This is a genomic window from Variovorax fucosicus (assembly GCF_030316825.1).
Classification (GTDB): Bacteria; Pseudomonadota; Gammaproteobacteria; order Burkholderiales; family Burkholderiaceae_C; genus Variovorax; species Variovorax fucosicus.
Window position 1 is genome coordinate 233,602 of record NZ_JASZYU010000001.1, and the last position, 25,462, is coordinate 259,063.

Below are 25,462 nucleotides of genomic sequence, written 5' to 3' on the forward strand. Positions count from 1 at the left end.
TGCGATGCCGACACCGCCTTCCGCCGCCTTCGCCCTTTCACGGCGCGCCCAGCGCGTCAAGCTCTCGGCCAATGCCGCGGCCAGCGGGCGTGCGGCGGCGCTCGCGGCCCAGGGGCGCGACGTGCTCACGCTGACTTCCGGCGAGCCCGACTTCGACACGCCCGAGCCGATCAAGCAGGCGGCCGTGGCGGCACTGGCGCGCGGTGAAACCAAGTACACGGCCACGCCTGGCACGCTGCGGCTGCGCCAGGCCATCAGCGCCAAGTACCGCCGCGAGAACGCCCTCGACTACACCGTCTCGCAGATCGTGGTTGCCAACGGTGCGAAGCAGGTGATCTTCGAGGCGTTGGCGGCCACGGTCGATGCGGGCGACGAGGTCATCGTGCCCGCGCCCTACTGGCCCTCCTTCCCCGACATCGTGCGGGTGAACGACGGCACGCCGGTCATCGTGGCGAGCGACGAGGCCAGCGGCTTCAAGCTCACGCCACAGGCTCTCGAAGCGGTCATCACGCCGCGCACGCGCTGGCTCATTCTCAATTCGCCCAGCAACCCGACCGGCGCTGTGTACACGGCCGACGAGCTCGCCGCGCTGGCCGAGGTGCTGCGCCGCCATCCGCGCGTTCAGGTGCTGTGGGACGAGATCTACGAGCACATCTGGTTCGGCGCCGCGCCGCCCGCGCATCTGCTGCACGTGGCACCCGACCTGCGGGAGCGCACGCTGCTGGTCAACGGCGCATCGAAGACCTACGCCATGACCGGCTGGCGCATCGGCTGGGGCGCAGGGCCCGAGGCGCTGGTGCGCGCGATGGTGGTGATCCAGTCGCAGGTGTCCTCCGGCCCCAATGCGATCGGCCAGGCCGCGACCGAGGCGGCGCTGCAGTCGCCGGACCAGCGCTTCGTGAGCGAGGCACGCACAGCCTACGCCCGGCGCGCAGCGTTCGTGAGCACGGCGCTGAACGCAGTGCCCGGCATTTCGGTGCTGGCACCGGAAGGCGCCTTCTTCGTCTACGTGAACTGCGGCGCGCTGATCGGCCGCGTGCGGCCCGACGGCCGGCCGATCGCAAGCGACACCGAGGTGGTCGACTGGCTGCTCGAAGCCGAGGGTGTGGCGGCCGTGGACGGCCCGTCGTACGGACTCTCGCCCTACTTCCGCCTGTCGATCGCCGCCAGCGACGCGGTGTTGGCCGATGCGGTCGGTCGCATCGCACGCGCGGTTGATGCGCTGCGCCCCGGCGACAGCGTGGCGCTCGCGCCCACCGCACTGGAGGCCGCCGGATGAGCGAAGCGCTGCTCGCGCAGGCCGTAGCCATCCTCAAGACGGTGGGCCTGAACTACGCCTTCGTGCTCGACGTGGGCGAGCGCAGTGCCTTCCTGCGCGGCCTGGGCGTCACGCTGCAGCTGTGCCTGCTGACCATTCCCTGCAGCCTCGCGGCCGGCGTGCTGATCGCGGCGGCGCTGACCTCGGGCCGTGCCTGGCTGGTGCAGCCGGCGCGCGCCTTCGTCGAGGTCACGCGCAACACGCCCACGCTGGTGCAGCTGTACTGCGCGTTCCTCGTGCTCAACATGCTGATCACGCAGCACGTGAAGCTGCCCGGCGGCAATCCGCTCACGCCCTTCGTGTGGGTGGTGATCGTGGTGTCGCTGCACAAGGGCGTGTTCCATGCCGAGGCGCTGCGCGCGGGCATCGAGGCCGTGCCGCGCGTCACGCTGGAGGCCGCGCGCTCGCTGGGCTTCTCGCAGCGCCAGCTGCTGTCGCGCGTGGAGCTGCCGCTGGCCCTGCGCTTCGCGCTGCCTTCGCTGGTCAACAACCTGGTCGACCTGGTCAAGATGACCGCCGTGGCCTCGGCCATCGCGGTGGGCGACGTGACCTACGAATCCATCATGATCTGGACGCAGCGCGACAACGTGCTCGAACTGCTGTTGCTGATCCTGATCTTCTTCGGCCTGCTGACCTGGCTCGTGAGCCTGGCGGGCCGCTGGCTCGAGGAACGACTGAGGATGCCCGGCTATGGCCAGTGAGATCGCACTTCCCCAGGGCAGCGCCTCCGGCCTTGCCCTCGCCCCTGACGCCGGCGCGCCCGCATGGCGTCGGCCCTGGGCGCTTGCCGGATGGGCGGCCTTGGCGCTCGTGGCTTTCTGGGTCGGCACGGGCAGCACGCCCACCGCCTTCGTCCATCTCTGGAAATGGCTGCCCACCTTGCTGCGTGGCCTGCTGGCCAACGTCGAGATCAGCGTGCTCGCGATGGCGCTGGGCACGCTGGCCGGGCTGGTGGTCGGCGCGCTGTCTCTTTCGCCGCTGCGGGTGCTGCGCGTCGCCACGCGCTGGTACGTGCAGGTCTTCCGCAATGCGCCGGTGCTGGTGCTGATCTATTTCACGACCTACGTTTTTCCGTTCGAGCTGCACCTGGTGTCGTGGACATTTCCCTTCCCCGACTGGATCAAGGTCGTGCTGGGCCTGGCGCTGCCGGCCAGCGCGAACGTGGCGGAAATCTTCCGTGGCGCGATCCAGTCGATCCCGAGCGCGCAATGGGAGGCCGCGCAGTCGCTGGCCTTCAGGCGCGGCGAGATCTTCCGCCTCATCGTGCTGCCGCAGTGCCTGCGCCGCATGTTGCCGCCGTGGATGAATCTCTACGCCAGCATCACCATGAGCACGGCGCTGGCCTCGCTGGTGGGCGTGCACGACGTGGTCGACACGGCGCAGATCGCCAGCAACACGGTGGCGCGCACCGACTTCACCATACTTGTCTACTTCACGCTGCTGGGCCTTTTCTTCGCCTACTGCTATCCGATCGCGCGCGCCACCCGCGCGCTGGAGCGTCGCCATGACCGCCACTGATACTTCCATCTCCGCCACGGCCCCGACGACCGCCACGCAGGAGGTGCCTCTGGTCGCGCTGCGCGACGTGCATCTGCGCTTCGGCGCCAACGAGGTTCTCAAGGGCATCGACCTCGAAGTGCGGCGCGGCGAGGCCGTGTCCATCATCGGCCCCTCGGGCTCGGGCAAGTCGACCATCCTGCGCTGCATCACCGGCCTGCTGCGGCCGCAGCACGGCGCGATCCGCGTGGGCGCCACCCAGGTGGACACGCTGCGCTCGGAGGCCGAGCTGATCGCGCTGCGCAAGCGCGTGGGCTTCGTGTTCCAGCAGTACAACCTGTTCCCGCACCTCACCGTGCTGGAGAACCTGGTGATCGCGCCCACGCGGGTGGCCGGTCGCGACCGCGCCGCAGCCGAGCGCGAGGCGCGCGCGCTGCTCGACAAGGTGCGGCTTTTGCACAAGGAAGCGGCCTATCCCGGCGAGCTTTCGGGCGGGCAGCAGCAGCGCGTCGCGATCGCGCGGGCGCTGGCGATGCAGCCCGAGCTGATCCTGTTCGACGAGGTGACCTCCGCCCTCGACCCCGAGACCGTGGGCGAGGTGCTGACCGTGATCCGCGACCTGGTGCAGGAGGGCCTGACCTGCGTGCTGGTGACGCACGAGATGCGCTTTGCCGAAGAGATCAGCGACCAGGTGTATTTCACCGAGGCCGGCGTCATCGTCGAGCACGGCCCGGCGCCGCACATCTTCGGCCGACCTGAAAGCGAGCGCACCCGCGCCTTTCTGCATCGCGCGCTGGGCGAAGGCCCGCGCACGCTCCCTGCCCGACCCGCCCCCGTTCCCGAAGCGCTGCACTTCGGGCGGTTGCGCTTCGCACTCTGACCCCCCGTTCCTCACCACACCACACCCCGCGCCATGACCACAACCCACAACACATCCGGCACCGCCCTGGCCGCCCAACGCCGCGTCGCCGTCGAACAGGCCCTCGCCGATATCCGCGGCATCGCGAGCGTGCAGCCCTTCGACCGTGCGGTGCTCGCGCGCATCACGGCCCGCCTCGAGCAGCTCGCGAGCCACGGCGGGCTGTTCACCCGCGCCGACTTTCCGCCGCCCGCCGCCAGCGAAGGCGTGGGCGCCGCCACGCGCTACCGACTGAACCCCGGGGACGGCGACGACGACGTGGCGCTCTACCTGAACTCCATCAACCCGGGCAAGACCTCGATTCCGCACAACCACACGACCTGGGCCACCATCGTGGCGGTCGAAGGCCAGGAAGAGAACCGCATCTACCGCCGCACCGACGACGGCAGCGACCCCGCCGTGGCCCGGCTGGAACTCGAACGCGAAGTGACGGTGCAGCCCGGCACGTCGATCGCCTTCCTGCCCGACGACCTGCACAGCATCCACGTGGTCGGCGACCGGCCCACGCTGCACTTCCATCTGTACGGCCGCCCACTCGAAACCCTGTCGCAACGCATCGGCGTGAACCTGGAGACCGGCGCGGTCGTGAACTACAACGCCACGCAGCTCAAGCCCAGCAAGGCAGCGGCATGAGTACCCCGACGGCGGGCCTTCGCCCCGCCACGCAACTGCTGCATGCGGGTGCACCCACATTGCGCAATGGTGCGGGCCCAGTCAACGTGCCCGTGGTGCGGACCAGCACCGTGCGTTTCGAGAACACCGCCGCCCACGCCGACCACCACCACCGCCGCGCGGCCGGCGAGCGCGTGGCCTCGTACGGCCGGCACGGGCTCGACACGCACCGCGCCCTGGAAGACGCGGTACTGGGCCTCGAAGGCGGACACCGCGCCTTCCTCACGCCTTCGGGCCTCTCGGCCATCACGCTGATCCTGCTCGCGCTGCTTTCGCCCGGCGACCATGCATTGGTGGCCGACGGCGTGTATGCACCGCTGCGCCGCGTCGACAGCACGCTGCTGCAGCGCCTGGGCATCACGGTCGAGTATTTCTCCCCCACGCACGACGACCTGGCCAGCAGGCTGCGGCCGAACACGCGCCTGCTGTACCTCGAATCGCCGAGCTCGTTGCTTTACGAAGTGCTGGATCTGCCCGCGCTGTCGGCCATTGCGCGCGACCGCGGCGTGACCGTGGCAACCGACAACACCTGGAGCGGCGGCTGGTTCTATCAGCCGCTTGCGCTGGGCGCCAACATCTCGATCCAGGCCGCCACCAAGTACATCGCGGGCCATTCCGACCTGATGCAGGGCATCGTGGTGGTCGACAGCCCGGCACTTGCCGACAAGCTCTCGACCGCCTACGAGGCGCTGGGCCTGACCATCGGCGCCGACGACGCCTACCTCGCGCTGCGCGGCCTGCGCACGCTGCCGGTGCGCCTGGCTCAGCACCAGCGCAATGCCACCGAAGTGGCCGGGTTCCTGCAACAGCAGCCGCAGGTGGCGCGCGTGTTCTATCCGGCACTGCCCGGCGACCCGGGCCATGCGCTGTGGAAGCGCGACTTCAGCGGTGCGAGCGGCCTCGTGTCCTTCGCGTTCGGCAACGCCACGCCGGCCGCTGCCGACGCCTTCGTCGATGCGCTCAGGCTCTTCGGCATCGGCGCCTCGTGGGGCGGCTACGAAAGCCTGGCGCTGGTCGCCCAGCCCGAGCGCCTGCGCGAGCACCGGCAATGGTCTGGTGATGCGCCTGTGGTGCGGCTGCACATCGGGCTCGAAGACCCGCAAGACCTTGTCGCCGACCTGGCGCAGGCCTTCGCCGCCGCCCTGCCGGCGCGCTGACGCCTCCTACGACGACCCTGCCGGCTCGACCAGGCGGATGCCCACGTCGCCTTCGCGTTCGAGCTGGGCCACCAGGCCGATTTCCCAGTCCAGGTACTGCCTGAAGCCGGCATCGCGCCGGGCGAGGTCGGCATGCGCGTACGGGCTGTACCAATGGTCGTCATCGCCGGTCAGCACGTTGTCGGCGCCGTGGCCGGTGGGCAGGCGCGCGGCAACCCAGGCCTGTGTGCCGCCTGCCAGCGCGCGAACCTCGCGGCCGGTGCGTGCGCCCAGCTCTGCCGCCACGACGCGCGCGAGCACGCCGTCCGACGAAGTCAGCACGATGAGTTGCGACGCAGGAACGTCAGCGATGAATTCCTGCAGACGGTCGGGCACCGCGAAGCGCGCGCCCGCGACGTGCTGGCGCTCGTAGGCCGCGCGGCGCTCCACGTCGAAGACCAATACGGTGCCCGCTTCGAGGGCGGCGGCGGTTTCGCGCGGCGCAATCACCGGTGCGGGCGCGCGCAGCGGCAGCACGCGCACGGCTTCGGGGCCGAGCACCAGCACGGGCAAGGCCGCAGGCGAGAGCACGAACACCTCGTGGCCGCCGAGTTGCGCGAGCCACGCGCCGGTGGTGAGCGCACGCACGCCATCCCAGTCGACCAGCACGATGCGGGCACGGCGGGTGCCCACGTATTCGTCGGTGGCCTGTACCAGCTGGCCGCCGGGCGCCCAGCGCCAGCCTTCGAGGTGCCCGGCTTCGTATTCCTGGCGGGTGCGCACGTCGAAGCGGTAGAGCGAGCGTTCTTCGGACTCGGCCTCCAGGAGCGCGAAGGTGGCTGCGTCGATGCGGCGCACGCCGGCGCGCGCCGCCACATCCTCGGCACGGGCGCGAGCATCCTGCCGGGTGCGCTCCCCAGGCTCGGGTAGCGGTGCCGCGCGGCCGCGGGCGAGCTTGCGGTCCGCCAGCAGCCAGGCCATGGTGCCGTCCTTGAGCGAGACCACCGGGTTGGGAATGCCCGCGTCGATGAGCGTCTGCGCGCCCACGATGCTGCGCGTGCGGCCGGCGCAATTGACCACCACCAGCGTCTCGGGCCGCGGCGCGAGTTCCTGGATGCGGTAGACCAGCTCGGCACCCGGCAGGCTGTGGGCGAACGGCAGGCTGAAGTCGGCAAACTCCTCCGGCGTGCGGCTGTCGACCACCACGATGTCGTCGCCGCGCTCCACGCGCTGGTGCAGCTCGTCGACCGAGATCCAGGGGGTGTGCTTGCGGTGCTCGATGACCTCGCCGAAGGCCTTGCTGGGCACGTTGCTGCCGCTGAAGAGCTCGTAGCCTGCAGCGGCCCACCCCTCGGTTCCGCCGGAAAGCACGGATACGTTTCGCCAGCCGAGGCGCACGAGCTTGGCGGCAGCCTGGTGCGCAAGCGACTCGTCAGCGTCGGCCAGCACGATGCGGGTGCTGCGGCGCGGCACCAGTCGGTCGATCTGGATTTCCAGCCGCCACGACGGCGCCGAGGCCGCCAGCAGGATGTGGCTGCGCACGAAGACGCCGGTCTCGCGCACGTCGAGCAGCGCGATTTCCTCGCCATCGGACAGCGCAGCCTTCAGCGCCTGCGGCGTGATGGCCGGATGGCGGATGTTCTTCGGCGGCGCGAAGTGGCGGTAGCTGCCGCCCTCCGTGCCTTCGAACACCACGCGCCGGTCGAGCAACTCGAGCGCCCGGCCGTAGAAATGCAGGTGGCGACCGTCATGGCCATCGACGAGTTCGATGGTGTGCACGTCGGTGGGCGACAGCACCACCGCGCTGCCGGCGGCCACGTCGACGGTGCGCTGGTGCTCCAGCGCGTCGCGCGCCGGGTCGGCCGTCTTCCTGCGGCGATAGACCACGTTGCGTTCGTTTCCCTCCACGCCGGCGATCACCGCCCAGGTGCTGTGGTCGTGCGGCGGCTGGGCCTTGCCTGCGAGGCCGGCCGAAAGGTACAGCGCAAAACCGCCATCGGCATCCTCGGCGAGCCGGTAGACCTGCGCGGGACGCTGCGCGTCGACGGGAAAGTGCGCGGCCGGAAACAGCGCATGGCGCTGGCCGAGCCGGATCAGTGCATCGGCCACAGCTTGCAGGGCATCGTGGGTGGTGCCGCGGCGCAGCAGGCCTCGAGCCTGGGCCAGAAACGCATCGATGGCGCGCGCACGGGCGCTGGCAATGTCGTTCCCTGCGGCTTCGACGGGAAGTTCGGTAAGGCTCATGGGGACTTTCGGGGAAAGAGGAAGGCAAGGCTGCGCTCAGGGTACGCAACAGGCCCCGCCTCTCCAACGAAGTTTTTCTTCTTCGGATATCCGATTTGCTTCGTTGGCCCGGTGCTTCAGCGCACCTAGATTGCGCCCCTGATGCAAACAATCCTCCTTGCGAACGCACCCCGTGCACCTCGCCGTGCCATGCTGCTGGGCGCCCTGGCCTTTGCCGCGCTCCACCCCCTCGCCCGTTCCGCTGCCGACGAAGCAGCCGGATTTCCCTCGAAACCGGTGCACATCGTGGTGCCCGTGGCCGCCGGCGGCAGCGCCGACAAGCTCACGCGGCTCATTGCGGAGCGCCTGGCCGAACGCTGGGGCCAATCGGTGGTGGTCGAGAACCTGGCCGGCGCCAGCGGCACCATCGGCGCCGCGCGCGTGGCGAAGGCGCCGGCCGACGGCTACACGCTGCTGCAACAGGGCGAAGGGCTGACGCTCAACGCCATTCTTTTCAACCGCCTTCCCTACGACGGACAGAAAGCCTTCGCCCCCGTGATCAAGGCGGTGGTGAATCCGCAGATCCTCGTGGTGAACCCGAAGACCGGCATCAACGACTTCCGCGGCTACCTGGCGCGTGCCAAGGCGCAGCCGCAATCGATCAGCCTCGGCCTGCCTGGCAACGGCGGCATTGCCCACGTGGCGCACGAAATGATCGCGCAAGACACCGGCGCGCAGGTGAACTACATCCCCTACTCCGGCGGCGGCCCGGCCACGCTCGACGTGCTCGCCGGCCACGTGGACGCCACGCTGATCACGCTGGCCGCGGTGACCGACCATGTGCGCGCCGGCAAGCTGCGCGCGCTGGCGGTGACCACCGCCTACCGGTCGAGCGCGCTGCCCGACGTGCCGACCATGGCCGAAGCCGGCCTGCCCGGCTTTGCGGTCGAGAGCTGGCAGGGGTACTTCGCGCCCGCCGGCACACCGGGCGCGGTGGTGGCGAAGATCAACCGCGACATCCAGGCCGTGATCTCCGCGCCCGAGACCCGGGCCAAGCTCGAGGACATGGGCTTCAAGGTCGTCGGCGGCACGCCCTCCGACCTGGCCCGCACGCTCGCCACCGAGCGCTTGCGCTACGCCAGCGCCATCCAGACCGCAGGCATCACCCTGCGCTGAGGCCGGCGTCAGGCCACGGCTTCGGAAACAGCCCCGGCGGCGACGCCTTCGCCGAAATAGAAAGACTGGATGTCGGCGCGCTGGCGCAAGGCCTGCGCATCGCCGCCAAGCACCGCCATGCCGGCATCGAGCACGGTTGCGTGGTCGGCGTACTGCAACGCCACGGTGGAGTTTTGCTCCGCAACGAGGATCGAAAGCCCGGCCTCGCGGTTGAGCCTGCGCAGTTGTTCGAAGATGTCGCGCACCACGAGCGGCGCGAGGCCCATCGAGGGTTCGTCGAGCACCAGCAGCCGGGGCCGCGACATCAGCGCGCGGCCGATGGCCGCCATCTGCTGCTCGCCGCCCGAGCTCAGGCCTGCGAGCGTGCGGCGCTTGTCCTTCAGGCGCGGGAATATCTCGTAGACGCGCGCGAGGTCTTCGGCGACCTCCGAGCGCCGCGCGCTCCGGCCGAGCCCGCCGGTCAGCAGGTTCTCTTCCAGCGTCAGTGTGCGAAAGCAGTGGCGGCCTTCGAGCACCTGAACCAGGCCGCGCCGGACCAGGTCGGCCGGGTTGGCGCGCCCCACGTCCTGCCCGTCGAAAACGATGCGCCCCGACGTGACCTGACCGCGCTCGGCCGGCAGCAGGTTCGACACCGCCTTCAGCGTGGTCGACTTGCCAGCTCCATTGGCACCCAGCAACGCATGGATCTCGCCAGCGCGAACCTCGAGGCTCACGCCGTGCAGCGCGACGATCGAGCGCTGGTACGACGCCTCAACGGCCTCGATGCGCAACAAGGGTGCCGTCACCTTAGCTCCACGCGTGAAACGGCGGCTTGACGTCATTGAGGTAGTAGTTGCCCACGATCGCGTACTTCCAGCGCACCGGATCGTGCAGCGTGTGCGTGCGTGCGTTGCGCCAGTGGCGGTCGAGGTTGTACTGGCCCAGCGTCGAGCGCGTGCCCGCCAGCTCGAAGAGCTTGTTGGTCGCCAGGAGCGCGATCTCGGTCGAAAGCACCTTGGCCTCCGCCGTCGCGATCTGCGCCGCCGCCACGCTGTCGGCACCGGGGGCCGCCACTGCGCTGTCGATGGCGCGGCCGGCGCGCTCCAGCAAGGCCTCGCTCGCATGCAGGCGAATCTGCAGATCGCCCACCGCCTGGATCGAGTACGGGTCTTCCCACGCATGGTCGCGCTGGCTGTCGATCCACGGGCGCGTCTTGGTGCGGATGAAGTCGACCGTCTCCGCGATGGTGCCGCGCGCAATGCCCACGTCGACCGCCGCCTGGATGATCTGGAAGATCGCGCCATCGGCCGAGGGCGTGTCGTAACCCTTGAAGGCCGGGATCAGGTGCGTCTTCGGCACCTTCACGCGATCGATCACCACCGTTCCGCTGAGCGTGGTGCGCTGGCCGAAGGCCGACCAGTCGTCGATCACCGTGAGGCCCGGCGCATTGCGGTCGGCCACCACGTACCAGGTGTTGCCCTGCTCGTCGTTGGCCACGATCGGCACGTAATGCGCGAGCAATGCGCCTGTCGAATAGAACTTCTTGCCTGTGACCACGACGTGGTCGCCCGCGTCGGTGAAGCGCGTCTCGAAGTCGGCCGCGCGCCTGGAGCCCGACTCCGAGAACGCATTGCCCCAGCGCACGCCGCGCAGGAAGTCGGCGAAGAACAGCTTCTGCTGCGCTGCGTCCGACACCGTGCGCACCGCGGCCACGAAGCCCAGGTGGTTCTGCGTGATCTGCCCGAGCGAGGGGTCGGCCGCAGAGATGATCGCGATCACCTCGGCCAGCGTCGCGTACGACACCTCCGCACCGCCGAAGGCCCTGGGCACGTTGATGGCCCAGAGGCCGCTTTGCGAATAGGCGTCGATCTCCTCGACCGGCCAGCGGCGCAGGCGGTCGCGCTCGGAAGCGCCGACGATCAGCTTTGCAGCCAGCGCGTGCGCCACGGCGATGGCTTCGGCGTCGTCGCGGATCACATGCGCCGGCTTGGCGGACAACGGCAGGCCCGGCACGGCATCGTTCGCGGCGGCTGGTGCGGATACGGAGGGTTCGAGAACAGCGGACATCAAAAATCTCCTACTCTTCGATGCTCTTGCGCACCTTGACGTTTTTCTCTTTCGCATAGGCCAGCGAAGACTTCTCGATGATCGGCCGCAGCAGCTTCCAGTCCGGCGCGATCCAGTCGGACACCACGTTCCACTTGCTGCCGTCCCACTGCTGGAAGGCCACGCGGCCGTCGCCTTCATGGTTGTCCCATGTCACGTTGATCGAATGGAACAGCCCCTTGGCGCCGAGCGCGGCGGCGCGCGCCTCGTCGATCTTCAGGTTCTCCAGGCCCCAGCGAACTTCGTCGCCGGTGAGCGTGCGCTTGCCGAACTTCGCCTGTGCGATGCGGATGGCCTCCACGTTCAGGATGCCGTTGAGCACGCCGAGGTTGTGATAGACGCTGCCGATGCGCTTGGGGTCCTGCAGGTTGCCCTTGCCCGCGCCGTAGACAGTCTTCGTGATCTCCTGCAGCACCGGGTACTGCGCGCCGGCCGCCACGGTGGTAATGGCCACGTAGCCCTTGGCTGCATCGCCGGCAGGGATCACGTCTTCCTCGGAGTTGGACCAGACGTTGCCCACGATGTGATCGACCGGAAAACCGGTCTTCTGCGCCGTCTTGAGCGCCACCGGGTTCATCACGCCCCAACCCCGCAGCACCACGTAGTCGGGCTTGGTGCGGCGGATGGTGAGCCACTGCGACTGCTGCTCGTTGCCCGGGTGCGGCACCTCGATCTGCTGCAGCGTGAAGCCGTACTTCTTCGCAAGCAATTCATAGATCGGGATGGTCTCCTTGCCGTAGGGCGAGCCGTGGTACAGCACCACGATCTTCTTGCCCTTGAGCTTGTCGGCGCCGCCCTCCTTGCCCGCGATGTAGTTCACGATGCCGGAGGTCTCGCTGTACGGGTTGAGCAGCAGCGGGAAGATGTATTTGAAAACGCGGCCGTCGGTGGTGTCGGTGCGGCCGTGGTTGATGGTGAGCAGCGGCACCTTGTCGGCTGTCACGCGGTCGATCAGCGCGTAGGCGATGCCGACCGACAGCGGGTTCCAGGTCGCGATGCCGGGGCGTTGCTTGAGGCGTTCGTACACCTCCACGCCGCGCTCCACCTCGTACTGCGTCTCGCCCTCTTCCCAGGTCAGCTTGACGCCGCCCACGCCGCCATCGCGCGTGTTGATGAGGTTCAGGTAGTCGATGAAGCCGCCGAAGAAACCGGTTCCGCCTGCCGCGTAGGGGCCTACGCGATAGCTTTGCAGCGGGAAGAACTGTTCATTGCCATCGGCATGCGCGAATTGCAGCCCGGCCACGGACAGGGTGGCGGCCAGGGCCGCGGTTCGGAGGTTCTTGATGATTGACATGGTGATGAAGACTCTTTGGATGCGAAGGGAGGGGAAGAAAAAGGAAGACGCGTTCGCTCAGGCCGGGGTGAGCCGCTTTCGCGCGCGATCCCAGAGGGCGACCAGGCCCTGTGGCTCCACGGCGAGAAAGAAAATGATCAGTGCGCCCAGCACGATGCGCTGGCTCATGTCGAGCACGCCCGAATCGAACCAGCCGCCGAAGAGGAAGCTGCCGACGCGCGAGAGCAGCAGCGGAAACACCACGATCAGCGCAGCGCCGAGGAAGGCCCCGCGGATCGTCGCGAGCCCGCCGATGATCACGATGAACAGGATCTGGAACGAGCGGTCGAGGTTGAAGCCCGCCGGCTCCACCGTGCGCAGATAGACAAAGCCCCAGAGCACGCCCGCCACGCCGACGATGAAGGACGACACCGCAAAGGCCAGCAGCTTGGTGCGCAGCACCGGCACGCCGATCACGCGCGCAGCCAGTTCGTTGTCGCGCACGGCGATGAAGTGGTGGCCGGTCTGCGTGCGAACGAGGCGCCAGGCCAGTGCGGTGAGCACCGTCACGACGCTCAGCGAGAAGATGTAGCGCCCCACCGGTGTGTCGAATGCGATGCCCGCCACCTCGAGCGCCGGCGCATCGATCACGCCCGAGGCGTTGTTGTTGCTGAACCAGCCGAACTTGGTCAGCGCCCATTGCACGAAGAACTGTGCCGCGAGCGTCGACACCGCGAGATAGAAGCCGCGCAGCCGCAAGCTCGGCAGACCGAACACCAGGCCGACAACGGTGGCGGCCAGTCCCGCGAGCCCGATGCTCACCAGCAGCGGCAGCCCCTCGACGCGCAGGTTGAAGTTGTAGGCCGCGAAAGCGCCGACCGCCATGAAAGCAGCGGTGCCCAATGAGAGCTGGCCTGCGTATCCCGTCAGCAGGTTGAGCCCTACCGCCGCGAGCGACAGCGCGAGGAACGGGATCAGCAGCGCGTCGAACACATAGCCGGACGCGACGAAAGGTACGACGCCGAAGGCAACTGCCAGCACTGCCAGTGAAGCGAAGCCGGGTCTTGAGGTGAGCTTCATGCTGCTGGCTCCGGCGCACGTTGTGTTGCAGGGTGGGTTTTTTCGGGGCGCGTGCACAGGGCATCGGGTACTCCCCTCCGCGAATGTCCCCCGGCTTCGCCTCCTCCTTTATTTCGCTGCGGGGAGCACCCGATGCCCTGCGCACGGTGAGCGCGGCTCTTGTGCTTGCCAATCAACGACTGCTGCTCAAAACGATCGCGTCGATGGGGTGCCTTGCGCAGCGAAATAAAGGAGGAGGCCGCAGGCCGGGGGACATTCGCGGAGCAAGGTACCCCGTCGACGTGATCGCGCCCCGAATGACTCGTCTCAAGAGTCGCCATGTCAGGCCCTCTCCACGAGCTTCTGCCCGAACAGCCCGCTCGGCCGGATCAACAGGAACGCCAGCGCCGCCACATAGGCAAACCAGCTCTCGATACCGCCGCCCACGAAGGGCCCGATGTAGACCTCGGCCAGTTTCTCGAGCGCGCCGATCACCAGACCGCCAACGATCGCACCGAGGATCGAATCGAACCCGCCCAGCACCAGCACGGGCAAGGCCTTGAGCACGACCAGCGAGAGCGAGAACTGCACGCCCAGCCTCGCCCCCCACAGCAGCCCGGCCACCAGTGCGATGACCCCCGCCGCGGCCCACACCGTGGCCCAGATGCGCGGCAGGCGCAGGCCGACGGCGATGGCGGCATAGGTATCGTCCGCCACCGCGCGGAACGCGAGGCCCACGCGGGTGTAGCGGAAGAACGCCGAGAGCGCTGCCACCATCACGCCCGCCGTCGCGGCAGCGAACAGGTCGAAGGTCGAAACCATGATGCCGAAGAACTGCAACGGCTCGTCCGCGATGCCGAGCTCCAGCGCATGCACCTGCGTACCCCACAACAGTTGCGCGACGCCCTCGATCACATACGACAGCCCGAGGGTCGCCATGAAAAGCGTGATCGGCGGCTGGTTCACCAGCGGCCGCAGCACCGTGCGCTCGATGGCAAGGCCCAGCAGCACCATCAGCGCGAAGGTCAGCGCCAGTGCGAGCGCGAAAGGCACGCCGCGCTCGACCAGGCTCACGAAGGTGAGCGCCGCGAACAGCAACTGTGCGCCTTGCGCGAAATTGAGCACGCCCGAGGTCTTGTAGATCAGCACGAAGCCGATCGCCACGAGCGAATACATCACGCCGGAGAGCAGGCCGCCGATAAGCACCTCGGCGAAGAAGCTGAGGTCGGAGCCGTCCATCAGGCCCGACCCTCGGCGGCGTCATGCGCCACGCCCAGATAGGCGTCGATCACCACCGGGTCGTTGCGCACTTCGGCAGGTGTGCCGTCGGCGATCTTGCGGCCGTAGTCGAGCACGGCCACACGATCCGACAGGCCAAGCACCACGCCGATGTCATGCTCGATCAGCAGGATGGTGGTGCCGAACTCGTCGCGTGCGGCGCGCACGAAATGCGCCATCTCGCTCTTCTCGGTCACCGTCATGCCGGCCATCGGCTCGTCGAGCAGCAGCAATTGCGGCGAGGCGACCAGTGCGCGCGCCAGCTCGACGCGCTTCTGCAGACCATAGGCCAACGTGCCGGCCAGCCGCTCGCTCACGGCGCCCAGCCCCAGGAAACCGATGATCGCGTCGGCCCGTGCGCGGGCATCGCCGCGTTCGCGGCGCGCGCGGCCCAGGCCGATCAATTGCTCGATGAAGGTGGAGCGCGCCGCATCGACGCGGCCGAGCACGATGTTGTCGCGCACGCTCAAGCCCTTGAAGAGCGCCAGGTTCTGGAAGGTGCGTGCAACGCCCAGCCGCGCCAGCCGCGCGGTCGGCACGTGGCGAAAGCCGCGGCCGCCGATCCACACGTGCCCGCGGTCGGGCCGGTACAGCCCGCTGATGACGTTGACCAGGGAGCTCTTGCCGGCGCCGTTGGGGCCGATGATGGCGCGGATCTCTCCCTTGGCGATCGAGAGGTTGACGCCCGACAGCGCGGTGACGCCACCGAAGGACAGGTCGATGCCCTCCAGCCGCAGCACGGCTGCGGTCGCGGTATCTTCCCCGGCCGGCGCCGTGCGACCCGCTGGCACGAAGGCCACCGGATCGACACCGAGCGAGACCGGCCCCGCCTCGAAGAAAAGATCGGGCATCGCGAGGTTCATTGGAAAACCTCCGCCTTCGGCTGCGGTATTCGCCTTGGGGCGGCCCGGCGGCTCATGCCACGGCTTCCAGCACTGGCTGAGTCGGGCGGCCTGCATGCGCGGCCTGTTCGGCCTCGAGCTTGCGCACCAGTGGCAACACCTTCTCGCCGAAATACTCCACCTCTTCGATGAAGTGCAGGAAGCCCGTCAGGATCAGGTCGACGCCGATGGCCTTGAGTGCCACGATGCGCTCTGCTATCTGCTGCGGCGTGCCGATCAGATTGGTGCGAAAGCCGTCGTTGTACTGAACGAGATCCTCGAAGGTGGACTTGGCCCAGTTGCCCTCTCCTTCGGGCGATGCCTTGCCGGCCTGCTTGACCGCATCGCCAAAAGCATGAACCGCCTCGACGTGCGCGTGCTTGATGATGTCGGCCAGCACCGCCTTCGCTTCTTCTTCGGTGTCGCGGGCGATGACGAAGGCGTTCACGCCGATACGCACCGTGTGGCCGTTCCCTGCCGCCTTGGCCTGGATGTCGTCGATCTGGGTCTTCAGGTTCTCGGTCGTGTTGCCGTTGGTGAAGTACCAGTCCGACACGCTGGCCGCGTTGTCGCGCGCGGCGCGCGAGCTGCCGCCCTGGAAGATCTCGGGGTGGGGCTTCTGCAACGGCTTCGGGCTCAGCGTGTAGTCGGTGAAGCGGTAGAAGTCGCCCTTGAAGGTGAAGTTGTCCTGCGTCCAGATGCCCTTGAGCGCGCGGATGAATTCGTTGGAGCGGCGGTAGCGCTCGTCATGCTCCAGCCACGGCTCGCCGATGGCCTGGAACTCGCCCTTGAACCAGCCGCTCACCACGTTGATGGCAATGCGGCCGTTGGAGATGTGGTCGATGGTGGCGATCTGCTTGGCCACCACGGCCGGGTTCCACGGGCCGGGCAGGATCGCGGCCAGCACCTTGAGCTTGGTTGTCGCATGCAGCAACGCCTGGCTGAAGGACACCGACTCGTGCTGGTACTCGGCGCCATAGCCGGCGGTAAAGCGGATCTGGCTCAGCGCGTATTCGAAGCCGGCCTTCTCGGCCGCGAGCGCAAGGCGCTGGTTGTACTCGAGGCTCCAGTCGGTGCGCTGCTCGATGGTGCTGACCACGAGGCCGCCGCTGACGTTGGGCACCCAGTACGCGAACTTGACGGGGGCTGGGGTGGAAGACGGTTGGCTCATGAAAAGGTTCCTGTCTGTGAACGGTCGATCGGGCTTCAGGCGACGAGCGCCACGGGCGCCGGCTTGCGGATGGCGGGGACGGCGGCCGGCGAGGCATCGCGCAGTTGCGGCACGGCGCGCGCCACGGCGAGTGCGATGCGTTCGCGCAGCGCGGGGTTGGCGATCTCGTAGCCCTCGAAATCCTTCTCGACCGCGTAGACGCCGATGGGCAGCGTGCGCGCCTGGAAGAAGCTGAAAAGCGGGCGCAACTGGTGGTCGATGACCAGCGCATGGCGGTCGCTGCCGCCGGTGGCCGCGAGCAGTACGGGCTTGTCCGTCAGCGCTTCGTGATGAACGAAGTCGAACAGGTGCTTGAAAAGACCTGTGTACGAACCCCGATAGACAGGGCTCGCCACCAGCAACAGGTCGGCCGACTCGATGGCCGCAATGCTCTCTTCAACGGCGGCTGGCAACTGGTTGCGGTACAGCACGCCGGCAAACTGCGGGCCGATCTCGCCGAGCGAGATCACGCGCGCGTCGATGGAAATCTCGTCGCCGAGCGCAGCCAGCAGTTGATCGATCAGCACCAGCGTGCGCGAGGGACGTTGCAGGCTGCCGGACACGGCAACCACTTTCAGTTTTCGACTCATGTTGATAGGACCTCTGTTTGGAAGCTGCGATGGATTCGCACCGGGGACGACGAGGAGACACTCACCCTCGAAGGCGGGAGCCGCGATTCTTCAGGCATCCGCGCAGGAAGCGAAGCACGGAATCCGCATACGCTGAGCCGGTTTTGTTCTATGGATCGGGTTCGGCGGTCGACTACTGAAGGAACGTGGGCTTCGCGTAGCCCTGGAACTTGCTGTCGACCACGGCCTGGAACGCCTTGGAGCGGTAGGCCTCGACCAGATCCTTCGCCCATGGCGAGTCCTTGTCGGCGCGCTTGACGGCCACCACATTGAGGTAATGGTCCGGCGTCTTCTCGAGGGCCACCGCTTCGGTCAGCTTCAGGCCGGACGAGATGGCGAAGTTGCCGTTGATGATCGCGTACTCGGTGTCGCCCAGCGAACGCGGCAGCTGCGCCGCCTCGAGCGGGATGAACCTGAGCTTGCGCGGGTTCTGGTCGATGTCCTTTTCCGAGGCACGGATCGGATCGATGCCCGCCTTCAAAGTGACCAGCCTGTTCTGCTCCAGCAGCACCAGGGCGCGGGCCAGGTTGCTCGGGTCGTTGGGCAGCGTGAAGCGGTCGCCCTCCCTCGCTTCGGCCAGCGTCTTGCGCTGGGTCGAGTAGACGCCGAGCGGCGCGATCGGGCCCTGCACCAGTTCGACGAGGTCGAGCTTCTGGTCGGCGGTGAACTTCTTCAGGTAGACGATGTGCTGGAAGAAGTTGGCGTCGAGCGATCCTTGCGCCAGCGCCAGGTTGGGCTGCACGTAGTCGTTGAACTCGACCAGCTTCACCTTGTAGCCCTTCTTCTCGAGGATCGGAACGATGCCCTGCTTGAGCTGGTCGATGTTGGAGCCGGCGGTGCCGCCGATGACGAGTTCTTTCTTCGCGGCCTGTGCGCCGGCTTGCAGCGGCAAGGCGCCGAAGGAAAGGGCCACCAGCGAAAGTGCGAGAACGGAACGGCGAAGCAAAACGGTTTTCATGGGATGGCGAAAGAGAAGAGAAAGAGGAAGAAAAAGATTCAGCGCTTGTCGAGCCGGCGCGCAGCGGTGTTGCCCGCAAATTGGAGGATCTGCACCAGCACCACCAGCAGCGCCACGGTGAGCACCATCACGTCGGTCTGGAAGCGGTAGTAGCCGTAGCGGATCGCGAGGTCGCCGATGCCACCGCCGCCCACCACTCCGGCAATCGCCGAGTACGACAGGAAGCTCACCGACAACACGGTGAACGCCAGCACCAGGCCCGAACGCGCCTCGACGATGAGCACCCGCCAGATGATCTGCAGCTCGGTCGCGCCCATGGCGTGCGCGGCCTCGATGACGCCGCGCGGCACCTCGCGCAAACACTGGTCGACCAGCCGCGCCAGGTAGGGGATGGCGGCGACGGACAGCGGCACCGCAGCGGCCAGCGGCCCGATCGACGTGCCCGCGATGAGCCGCGTGAAAGGCACCAGCGCGACCAGCAGGATGATGAAGGGAAACGACCGCACCGTGTTCACGGTCCAGTTCAACACCAGGAACACCGGCTTGTTGGCCAGCGACTGGCCGGGACTGAGCAGAAACAGGAGGATGCCGAGCGGCCCGCCGATCAGCAGCGCGGCGCCGAGGCCGATCGCCAGCATCATGAAGGTCTGCCCGATGGCCAGCCCGAGCTCGGGCAGGATGGCGACGATGTTCTCAGGCATATGCCACTCCCTGTGCGCCGGCGCGGTGCGGCGATCCGGATTTCACTGAAAGGGCCACGGCCGGCGCGGCCGGCACTTGGGGGCGGCCCGCTTCTCGCTCATCGCGCTCGCGCCGCCGCACCAGCGCGTCGATCTCGCGTCCCAGTGCGGTCAGGCGACCCGACGACGGCGCGTCGACCTCGAACTGCTCGACCAGTTCGCCCTGTTCGAGGATCGCCACATGCCGGCAGAGCGCCTCCACCACCGACAGTTCGTGCGTCACGATGACGATGGTCACGCCGATCTTCCGGTTGATGTCACGCAAGGTCTGCAGCAGTTCGCGCGTGGTCTCGCTGTCGAGCGCCGAGGTCGGCTCGTCGCACAGCAGCACCTGCGGTCGCGGTGCGAGCGCACGGGCGATGGCCACCCGCTGCTTCTGCCCGCCAGAGAGCTGCGCCGGATAGCTGTCGATCTTCTCTTCGAGCCCCACCAGCTTCAGGCACTCGCGCACGCGCGCCTGAATCGCGGCGCGCGAGTGATGGCCGTGGATCTTCAAGGGAAACGCGACGTTGTCGGCCACGGTCGCGTTCTGGATCAGGTTGAACTGCTGGAAGATCATGCCGAGGGTCTGGCGGGTGTCGCGCAGTTCGCGGCGCGACAGCGTCATGAGATCGCGTCCACCCACGATCACCTTGCCGGCGTCCGGGCGCTCCAGCAGGTTGATCAGGCGCAGCAGGGTCGACTTGCCCGCACCGCTCTTGCCGATCAATCCGAAGATGTCACCGGCATGGATGTCGAGCGAGAGCGAGCGGACGGCGTCGAACACTTCGCCGCTGGGCAGCGCGAACGATTTCTGGACGGCTTCGAGCCGGATCACCGGCGCCGTGTCGGGCGGATGGATGTGGGAGGTAGCAGTCATGCGGCGTGCAGGTCGGGCCCGGCAAAAGACGGCGAGTATGGAAACGAGCCGCTGCAAATGGAACGACGCATTCGGAGCGTGCTTATGCGTTTTCCTTCGTTCCGGAACGCGTCGGCGGCGGGCACAGTCGCGCCTCTTTCACACGACATGCCAACCACCATGCTGCTTCCCGTCCGCCGCCGCGCCGCGATGATCGCTGCGATCTCCCTGGCCTCCGCTGCCCTCTTCACCGCCAGCGGCACCCTGCACGCGCAGGAGAAGAAAACCCTCAAGGTCGGCGTCTCCGTCGGCAGTGGCGAGCAGATCTTCGAGGTGGTCAAGAAGGCGGCGGCGCGCGAAGGCCTGACGCTCGACGTCATCGTCTTCAACGACTACCAGTTGCCCAACGCGGCGCTGGCGGCCGGCGACCTCGATGCCAACGCCTTCCAGCACCAGCCGTTCCTGGACAACCAGAACAAGTCGCGCGGCTTCGACATCGTGCCGGTCGGACTCACCATCACCGCGCCGCTGGGCTTCTATTCGCGCAAGATCAAGTCGATCGATGCATTGCCGGACGGCGCCTCGGTCGGCATCCAGAACGATCCATCGAACGGCAACCGCGCCCTGCTCCTGCTGCAGGAGGCCAAGCTCATCACGCTCAAACCCGAGGCAGTGAAGAACAACACTGCAACGCCGCTCGACGTGGTGTCGAACCCCAAGAAGCTGAAACTGGTTCCACTCGATGCTGCGCAGCTCCCGCGCTCGCTCGACGACCTGACCATTGCGTCCATCAACAACGACTACGCCGAGAAGGCCGGTCTCACGCTGGCCAGGGACGGCGTGATCAAGGAATCGCCGAAGGGGCCCTACGCCAACATCATCGCGGTGCGGCGGGCCGACAAGGACAAGCCCTGGGCACAGCAGCTCGTGAAGGCCTATCACTCGCCCGAGGTGAAGAGCTTCATCGAGACGAAGTTCAACGGCGCGCTCGTGCCGGCTTTCTGAAGCAGCTACGAGGCCCGGCGCGGCCCGCTCGTGATCGCCGCAGCCGGCCATCACGTCTGCCAAGGGTCACAAGCATGTCAACGACCTGACACGACATACGGCCAGCATTGCGCGCATTCCATCACTCGACCGGGCAATGACATGCGTTCGATTCCATCCTTCGTGCGGCACGCCCTCACGCCGCTCACCGCGTCCTTGCTGCTGACCGCCGGTGCCGCGCATGCGCAGATGCTGATCGGCTGGGCCCAGATGCCGGCCGCCACCTTCGCCGACGGCCCGACCTCCGGGCAGTTCACCGCGCCCAACCCCTACGGCACGAACGTGCCGCCATACTTTGACAAGCAGCCCGTTCAGGGTTTTTCGGGCGTGCTCGAGGGGCCGCGCAAGGACGTGTTCCAGTTCCTGGTCGACAACGGCTTCGGCTCGCAGGCGAGCTCGGCCGACGCGCTGCTGCGCAGCTATGCGCTGCACATTCTCTGGCGCACGCCCAAGGGCGGCCGCGGCACGGTCGAGCCGGCCGACCTGGACAGCGGCAAGATTCGCCCACGGTTCGACGCGCGCACGCGACTGCAGTTGAACGATGCGCACCGCAAGCTGACGATCCCGATCCAGGCCGACTACGCGAACTACTACAACAATCCGGTCAAAGCGCCGGTCGACCCCGGCATCCGAGCCGGCCGCCTGCTCACCGGCGCCGACTTCGACGTCGAGTCGTTCCGCCGCGACCGCCAGGGCAACTACTGGTTCGGCGACGAGTTCGGCCCTTACCTGATCAAGACCGATGCAAATGGCACCGTGCTGCGCAGCGAGATCTCGCTACCGGGCGTCTACGCGCCGCAGCACAAGGACGTGATCGCAGGCAAGGTGACGGCAAACCTGCCGAGCTCGGGCGGCTTCGAAGGCATGGCGATCAACAAGAGCGAGACCAGGCTCTACACGCTGCTCGAAGGCCTTGTGGCCGGCGACCCCGACAAGACGCGCCGCATCAACGAATTCGATCTCGCGAATGAACGCTACACCGGTCGCAGCTACGTCTATCCGCTCGATCCGAACGGCACCAACATCGGCGACATGGTCGCGGTCGACGACCGCCGCTTCATCGTGCTCGAGCGCAACGGCAGCACGGCCACCTCGCCGAATTCGACCCCATTCAAGAAGGTGTTCCTGATCGACCTGCAGGGCGTGCCCGACGGCGGCACGGTGCGCAAGACCGAACTCGTCGATCTGATGAACCTCGCCGATCCGTTCGACCTGAACGCCGACGGCCAGACGACTTTCACGTTCCCGTACACGACGATCGAGGACGTGCTGGTGCTGGACCCCCGCACGATACTTGTCGTCAACGACAACAACTTCCCGTATGGCGGCGGACGCGAGCTGGCGTCCGACAACACCGAGTTCCTGAAGATCCGCCTGCCGTTCTCGCTGACGAGCGACGACGAAAATCGCGATCACCACGGCCATGCCTTCCCGCGCGATCGCGACCATCGCGCAGGAAGCTACGACTGGAACGACGAGTGAACAAACGATCGCTTCCCTAGCCGGAGGCGATTGGCCGAACAAGCTGTCACGCGCATGACGCCATCGACATCCATCCTCAGTTGTGGGGATGGCTTTCGCCGGCCCCCGCACCATGCTTCGAGCCGCGGGCAAATCTGTCGTCAACCCCAGTGAAGCACAGCGAGAGGGAAGAGAGATGGAAGCGATCCGACCGGATGCATTTCGAAAGCTCGTCGAGTCGACCAAGGCCGACCGAGCGCATGTCCGCCGTCTCGTGGCTTCGGGGCTTTGGCAGCAGGCCGAACGCGATTCCGAGCGATTCCGCGAGTTCGCGGCGAAGCGTCTTCAGAACCGCCGCAGCAGCGGCGCCGAAGCTCAGCAGGGCGATACGCTCGACTACCAACCTGCAAGCTTTCTTTCCGAGGGAGCGACCATTCGGCGCGCCGTGGCCTATGTTGAAGTGACATTCGGAACCCGCAGCACGATCGGAACCGGATTCTTGGTGAGCCCTCGACTGTTTCTCACCAACCAGCATGTGATCCTGAACGCGCAGGCCGCCATGGGCGCAACCATCACCTTCGACCGCGAACTCGATGAACTCGGCCGACCGAGACCCATGACGTCGTTCACCTTGGACGCCACGAGCCTTGCGCTGTTTTCGGACGAACCCGATCTTGACTACGCGCTGGTCGCAGTGGGTCCACGGTTGTCGGGAGAGGGCGACATCTCCGACTTCGGCTTCTGCCCGCTGTCGAACGCACCGGACAAGCATGTTGTTGGAATGAGCACCAACATCATCCAGCACCCGGAGGGGCAGCGGAAGCTCATCTCGATTCGAAAGAACATCCTGGTTGCCCGCACACCGAGGACCCTTCTGTACGAGACCGACACGGAGGTCGGTTCGTCCGGATCGCCGGTTTTCAACGACGACTGGGAAGTTGTCGCCCTGCATCACTATGGCGAGCCGTTTCTCGAGCGCGTAGATGATCAGGGCAATCCGATTCCGCTGACGGTCAACGAGGGTATCCGGATCAGTGCGCTGGTGAACGACCTGGCCAGGCGTCGTGCGGACATACCCGCGGCATGGCAGCCCCTGCTCGATCAAGCGCTTGAACTCGGTGTCCAGGCTTCCACTTCCTCGGCTGCACCGAAGCTTGGCCTACCCAAACCGAAGCCGAAGCCGCTTGAGCCACGGCCCGAGTCGCTCGTTCAACCCACCATCGAGAAGGAGGCTGTCATGAATGGACCGAAAACCGGCACTGCAGTCGAGATCGTCATTCCTCTACGCATCAGCGTGAGTCTGGACGGTATGGCCGGCGCACAGGTCGGAACTGGCGTCGCTGCGCCAGCAGCGATAGCTGTTGCTTCTTCACTCGGGCGGCGGGCCGAAGCGGTTCGCGTTGACACCGACTACGCGAACCGATCGGGCTACGACCCCACCTTCATTCCCGGTACCGCGATTCCGTTGCCCGACCTCAAGGGGGAGGCGGCGAACTCGCTCGCCCCGCTGCGTGCCGGCGAACCCAATGCCGCCGAGGGTGAACTCAAGTACGAGCACTTCAGCGTCAAGATGAATCGCTTCAAACAGATTGCGATCTTCACCGCCACCAACATCGATGGGGAGACCTACCTTGCGGTGGACAGGAAGACCGGAGAAGTGAGCAGCGCGGAAGGAGAGACCTGGTTCCGCGACCCTCGAATCAGTGAGAGCTTCTTTCTGAATCAAGACTTCTACTCGGCTTGGTCGAGCTACTTTGACCGCGGACATCTCACTCGACGCACCGACCCGACCTGGGGATCCGATGAGGAAGCTGTTCGCGCCAACGCCGACACGTTCCACTTCACGAACTGTTCGCCTCAACACTTTCGCTTCAACCAGACAACCAAGTTCTGGCAAGGCGTGGAGCGATACGTTCTCGAAACCGGGATCCTCGCCCAGGACTCGAAACGCCGGATGTGCGTCTTCCAAGGGCCGATCTTCGACGACTCCATCGACCGGACGGCCGACGATGTGCAAATACCATCGTCCTTCTTCAAAGTCGTTATTTGGCGCGGCAAGGAGAGGTTGAAGGCGGTGGGTCTGGTCGTCGACCAGGGCGCCCTTCTCGACGAGTCCCGCGTCAACCTGGGGCCACCCCGCTCCCCATCCTTCGTCAACGTCAATCATTGGCGGGTAGCCATCAAGACCATAGAGAAGCGAACGGGTCTGGACTTTGGACAGTCAGTTCGCGACGCCGACACTGTCACACAGGGCCAACAACCCGGCGCTGGAGCAGAGGCACTTCAGGGGATACTCATTCACTCACTCGCCGACATCGTCTTGTAGGAGCCCGACGGCCGTGCTCGCCGACGTTCGGCGCGCCAAACACACGACAAGCGCTCGCAAAGAAAAAGCCGGCAAAGTCACCCTCGCCGGCCCGCAATACCCATCCGCAGCGGCTTCGGAAACCACCGTGTGCCTTCGAACTTGAACAGGAGCCCTTTCGGGGCCTTTTCCACGGTCGAGCCGGCAGCGACGATCGCGACCTCCTCGAAGCGCAGAATGGGCCTCGCGGGAGATTAACCATTGCAGGCAGCGAGTTTCGTTGGATGCCTAGTTCAATGACCTCGCGGTAAAGCTACGGGGCAGAGAACCTGTGCTCGGTGACACCGACGAGAAATTCTGCGGTTCTCATCAGATGTATCTCCCTGATGGCACGCCGCTGCCACACGCCGAATGTCCGATGGCCCAAGTGGTGAGCGGCGCCATCGCCTTGGTAACCGACGCCCAGGTAGTGATCGAGCGCCCTGACGGTTCCCGGGTGACAGTGATTGTCAACATACGGCCGCTTCGAGACGCACGAGGCGAAATCGTCGGTGCGATCAACTGTAAATGGCCCGCCCGATTTCAATCCCCACATTTGCGGGGCCCCATCGCTCCGACTGATTGGCAGACCCTGCGCCACAACCGATCTTTCCACACATGGGGCCGCGCAGCGACCTGGAGCAGCAGATGTGGCGCGATGTCGCCAGGCACCTTCACGGGACGGGTCTGGCGCACGGCAGGCTGATCACCGGCACCACGA

General features: G+C 66.8%; 22 protein-coding genes. 10 read left to right on the forward strand and 12 right to left on the reverse strand.

What is annotated here, in order from left to right:
* Positions 1–4: 4 nt before the first annotated feature.
* The 6 genes from QTI05_RS01125 to metC are packed head-to-tail and all read left to right on the forward strand — an operon-like array spanning position 5 to position 5,563.
* A complete protein-coding gene (locus tag QTI05_RS01125) occupies positions 5–1,279 on the forward strand; it encodes an aminotransferase class I/II-fold pyridoxal phosphate-dependent enzyme (protein WP_286542591.1) in 1,275 nt (424 codons plus the stop codon).
* Complete coding sequence (locus tag QTI05_RS01130; RefSeq protein WP_286542589.1) at positions 1,276–2,019, forward strand: amino acid ABC transporter permease; 744 nt, start codon at positions 1,276–1,278, stop codon at positions 2,017–2,019. The genes QTI05_RS01125 and QTI05_RS01130 overlap by 4 nt, the downstream gene beginning before the upstream one ends.
* Positions 2,009–2,836, forward strand: coding sequence for an amino acid ABC transporter permease (locus tag QTI05_RS01135; RefSeq protein WP_286542588.1), 828 nt, complete (start codon positions 2,009–2,011; stop codon positions 2,834–2,836). Before QTI05_RS01130 ends, QTI05_RS01135 begins: the two co-directional genes overlap by 11 nt.
* Positions 2,823–3,695 (forward strand): amino acid ABC transporter ATP-binding protein, encoded by an 873-nt coding sequence (locus QTI05_RS01140; RefSeq protein ID WP_286542587.1) that lies wholly within the window; start codon positions 2,823–2,825, stop codon positions 3,693–3,695. The genes QTI05_RS01135 and QTI05_RS01140 overlap by 14 nt, the downstream gene beginning before the upstream one ends.
* Before the next feature lie 33 nt (positions 3,696–3,728).
* Positions 3,729–4,367, forward strand: coding sequence for a cysteine dioxygenase family protein (locus QTI05_RS01145; RefSeq protein WP_286622604.1), 639 nt, complete (start codon positions 3,729–3,731; stop codon positions 4,365–4,367).
* A complete protein-coding gene (metC, locus tag QTI05_RS01150; protein ID WP_286542583.1) occupies positions 4,364–5,563 on the forward strand; it encodes a cystathionine beta-lyase in 1,200 nt (399 codons plus the stop codon). Before QTI05_RS01145 ends, metC begins: the two co-directional genes overlap by 4 nt.
* 6 nt (positions 5,564–5,569) lie before the next feature.
* Here the strand turns inward: metC and QTI05_RS01155 are convergent, their stop codons facing one another.
* Positions 5,570–7,786 carry a rhodanese-like domain-containing protein gene (locus QTI05_RS01155; RefSeq protein ID WP_286622605.1) on the reverse strand — a complete coding sequence of 739 codons (2,217 nt, stop codon included), beginning with the start codon at positions 7,784–7,786 and terminating at the stop codon, positions 5,570–5,572.
* A 189-nt stretch (positions 7,787–7,975) separates the two neighbouring features.
* On the opposite strand from QTI05_RS01155, the gene QTI05_RS01160 reads away from it, so the two are divergent.
* Positions 7,976–8,941 carry a tripartite tricarboxylate transporter substrate binding protein gene (locus QTI05_RS01160; protein ID WP_286543600.1) on the forward strand — a complete coding sequence of 322 codons (966 nt, stop codon included), beginning with the start codon at positions 7,976–7,978 and terminating at the stop codon, positions 8,939–8,941.
* Between the two features lie 8 nt (positions 8,942–8,949).
* On the opposite strand, the gene QTI05_RS01165 is transcribed toward QTI05_RS01160, so the two are convergent.
* The 11 genes from QTI05_RS01165 to QTI05_RS01215 all read right to left on the reverse strand — a co-directional run bounded on the left by QTI05_RS01165 (position 8,950) and on the right by QTI05_RS01215 (position 19,913).
* Complete coding sequence (locus tag QTI05_RS01165) at positions 8,950–9,726, reverse strand: ABC transporter ATP-binding protein (RefSeq protein ID WP_286542578.1); 777 nt, start codon at positions 9,724–9,726, stop codon at positions 8,950–8,952.
* A 1-nt stretch (position 9,727) separates the two neighbouring features.
* The gene (locus tag QTI05_RS01170) at positions 9,728–10,987 is read right to left on the reverse strand and encodes an SfnB family sulfur acquisition oxidoreductase (RefSeq protein WP_286542576.1); all 1,260 of its coding nucleotides are present in this window, start codon (positions 10,985–10,987) and stop codon (positions 9,728–9,730) included.
* 10 nt (positions 10,988–10,997) lie between these two features.
* Positions 10,998–12,320 carry an ABC transporter substrate-binding protein gene (locus tag QTI05_RS01175; RefSeq protein WP_286542575.1) on the reverse strand — a complete coding sequence of 441 codons (1,323 nt, stop codon included), beginning with the start codon at positions 12,318–12,320 and terminating at the stop codon, positions 10,998–11,000.
* Positions 12,321–12,377: 57 nt separating this feature from the next.
* Entirely contained in the window at positions 12,378–13,379 is a 1,002-nt protein-coding gene (locus QTI05_RS01180; RefSeq protein WP_286542574.1) for a branched-chain amino acid ABC transporter permease, read from the reverse strand.
* Between the two features lie 321 nt (positions 13,380–13,700).
* The gene (locus QTI05_RS01185) at positions 13,701–14,597 is read right to left on the reverse strand and encodes a branched-chain amino acid ABC transporter permease (RefSeq protein WP_286542573.1); all 897 of its coding nucleotides are present in this window, start codon (positions 14,595–14,597) and stop codon (positions 13,701–13,703) included.
* Entirely contained in the window at positions 14,597–15,499 is a 903-nt protein-coding gene (locus tag QTI05_RS01190; RefSeq protein WP_286542572.1) for an ABC transporter ATP-binding protein, read from the reverse strand. The genes QTI05_RS01185 and QTI05_RS01190 overlap by 1 nt, the downstream gene beginning before the upstream one ends.
* Before the next feature lie 52 nt (positions 15,500–15,551).
* The gene (gene sfnG, locus QTI05_RS01195; protein WP_286542571.1) at positions 15,552–16,688 is read right to left on the reverse strand and encodes a dimethylsulfone monooxygenase SfnG; all 1,137 of its coding nucleotides are present in this window, start codon (positions 16,686–16,688) and stop codon (positions 15,552–15,554) included.
* Positions 16,689–16,723: 35 nt separating this feature from the next.
* Positions 16,724–17,317 carry an FMN reductase gene (gene msuE / locus QTI05_RS01200; RefSeq protein WP_286542570.1) on the reverse strand — a complete coding sequence of 198 codons (594 nt, stop codon included), beginning with the start codon at positions 17,315–17,317 and terminating at the stop codon, positions 16,724–16,726.
* A 172-nt stretch (positions 17,318–17,489) separates the two neighbouring features.
* Entirely contained in the window at positions 17,490–18,314 is an 825-nt protein-coding gene (locus tag QTI05_RS01205; protein WP_286542569.1) for a MetQ/NlpA family ABC transporter substrate-binding protein, read from the reverse strand.
* Positions 18,315–18,352: 38 nt separating this feature from the next.
* Positions 18,353–19,015, reverse strand: coding sequence for a methionine ABC transporter permease (locus QTI05_RS01210; RefSeq protein ID WP_286542568.1), 663 nt, complete (start codon positions 19,013–19,015; stop codon positions 18,353–18,355).
* Positions 19,008–19,913, reverse strand: coding sequence for a methionine ABC transporter ATP-binding protein (locus tag QTI05_RS01215; protein ID WP_286542566.1), 906 nt, complete (start codon positions 19,911–19,913; stop codon positions 19,008–19,010). Before QTI05_RS01215 ends, QTI05_RS01210 begins: the two co-directional genes overlap by 8 nt.
* A gap of 159 nt (positions 19,914–20,072) precedes the next feature.
* Between QTI05_RS01215 and QTI05_RS01220 the strand changes: the two genes are divergently transcribed.
* From QTI05_RS01220 to QTI05_RS01230, 3 genes are all read left to right on the forward strand, one after another.
* Positions 20,073–20,897: a MetQ/NlpA family ABC transporter substrate-binding protein gene (locus QTI05_RS01220; RefSeq protein WP_444812853.1), complete on the forward strand. Its 825-nt coding sequence runs from the start codon at positions 20,073–20,075 to the stop codon at positions 20,895–20,897.
* A 141-nt stretch (positions 20,898–21,038) separates the two neighbouring features.
* Positions 21,039–22,418 carry an esterase-like activity of phytase family protein gene (locus QTI05_RS01225; protein WP_286542563.1) on the forward strand — a complete coding sequence of 460 codons (1,380 nt, stop codon included), beginning with the start codon at positions 21,039–21,041 and terminating at the stop codon, positions 22,416–22,418.
* Positions 22,419–22,593: 175 nt separating this feature from the next.
* The gene (locus QTI05_RS01230) at positions 22,594–24,723 is read left to right on the forward strand and encodes a DNA/RNA non-specific endonuclease (protein WP_286542561.1); all 2,130 of its coding nucleotides are present in this window, start codon (positions 22,594–22,596) and stop codon (positions 24,721–24,723) included.
* Positions 24,724–25,462: the final 739 nt, after the last annotated feature.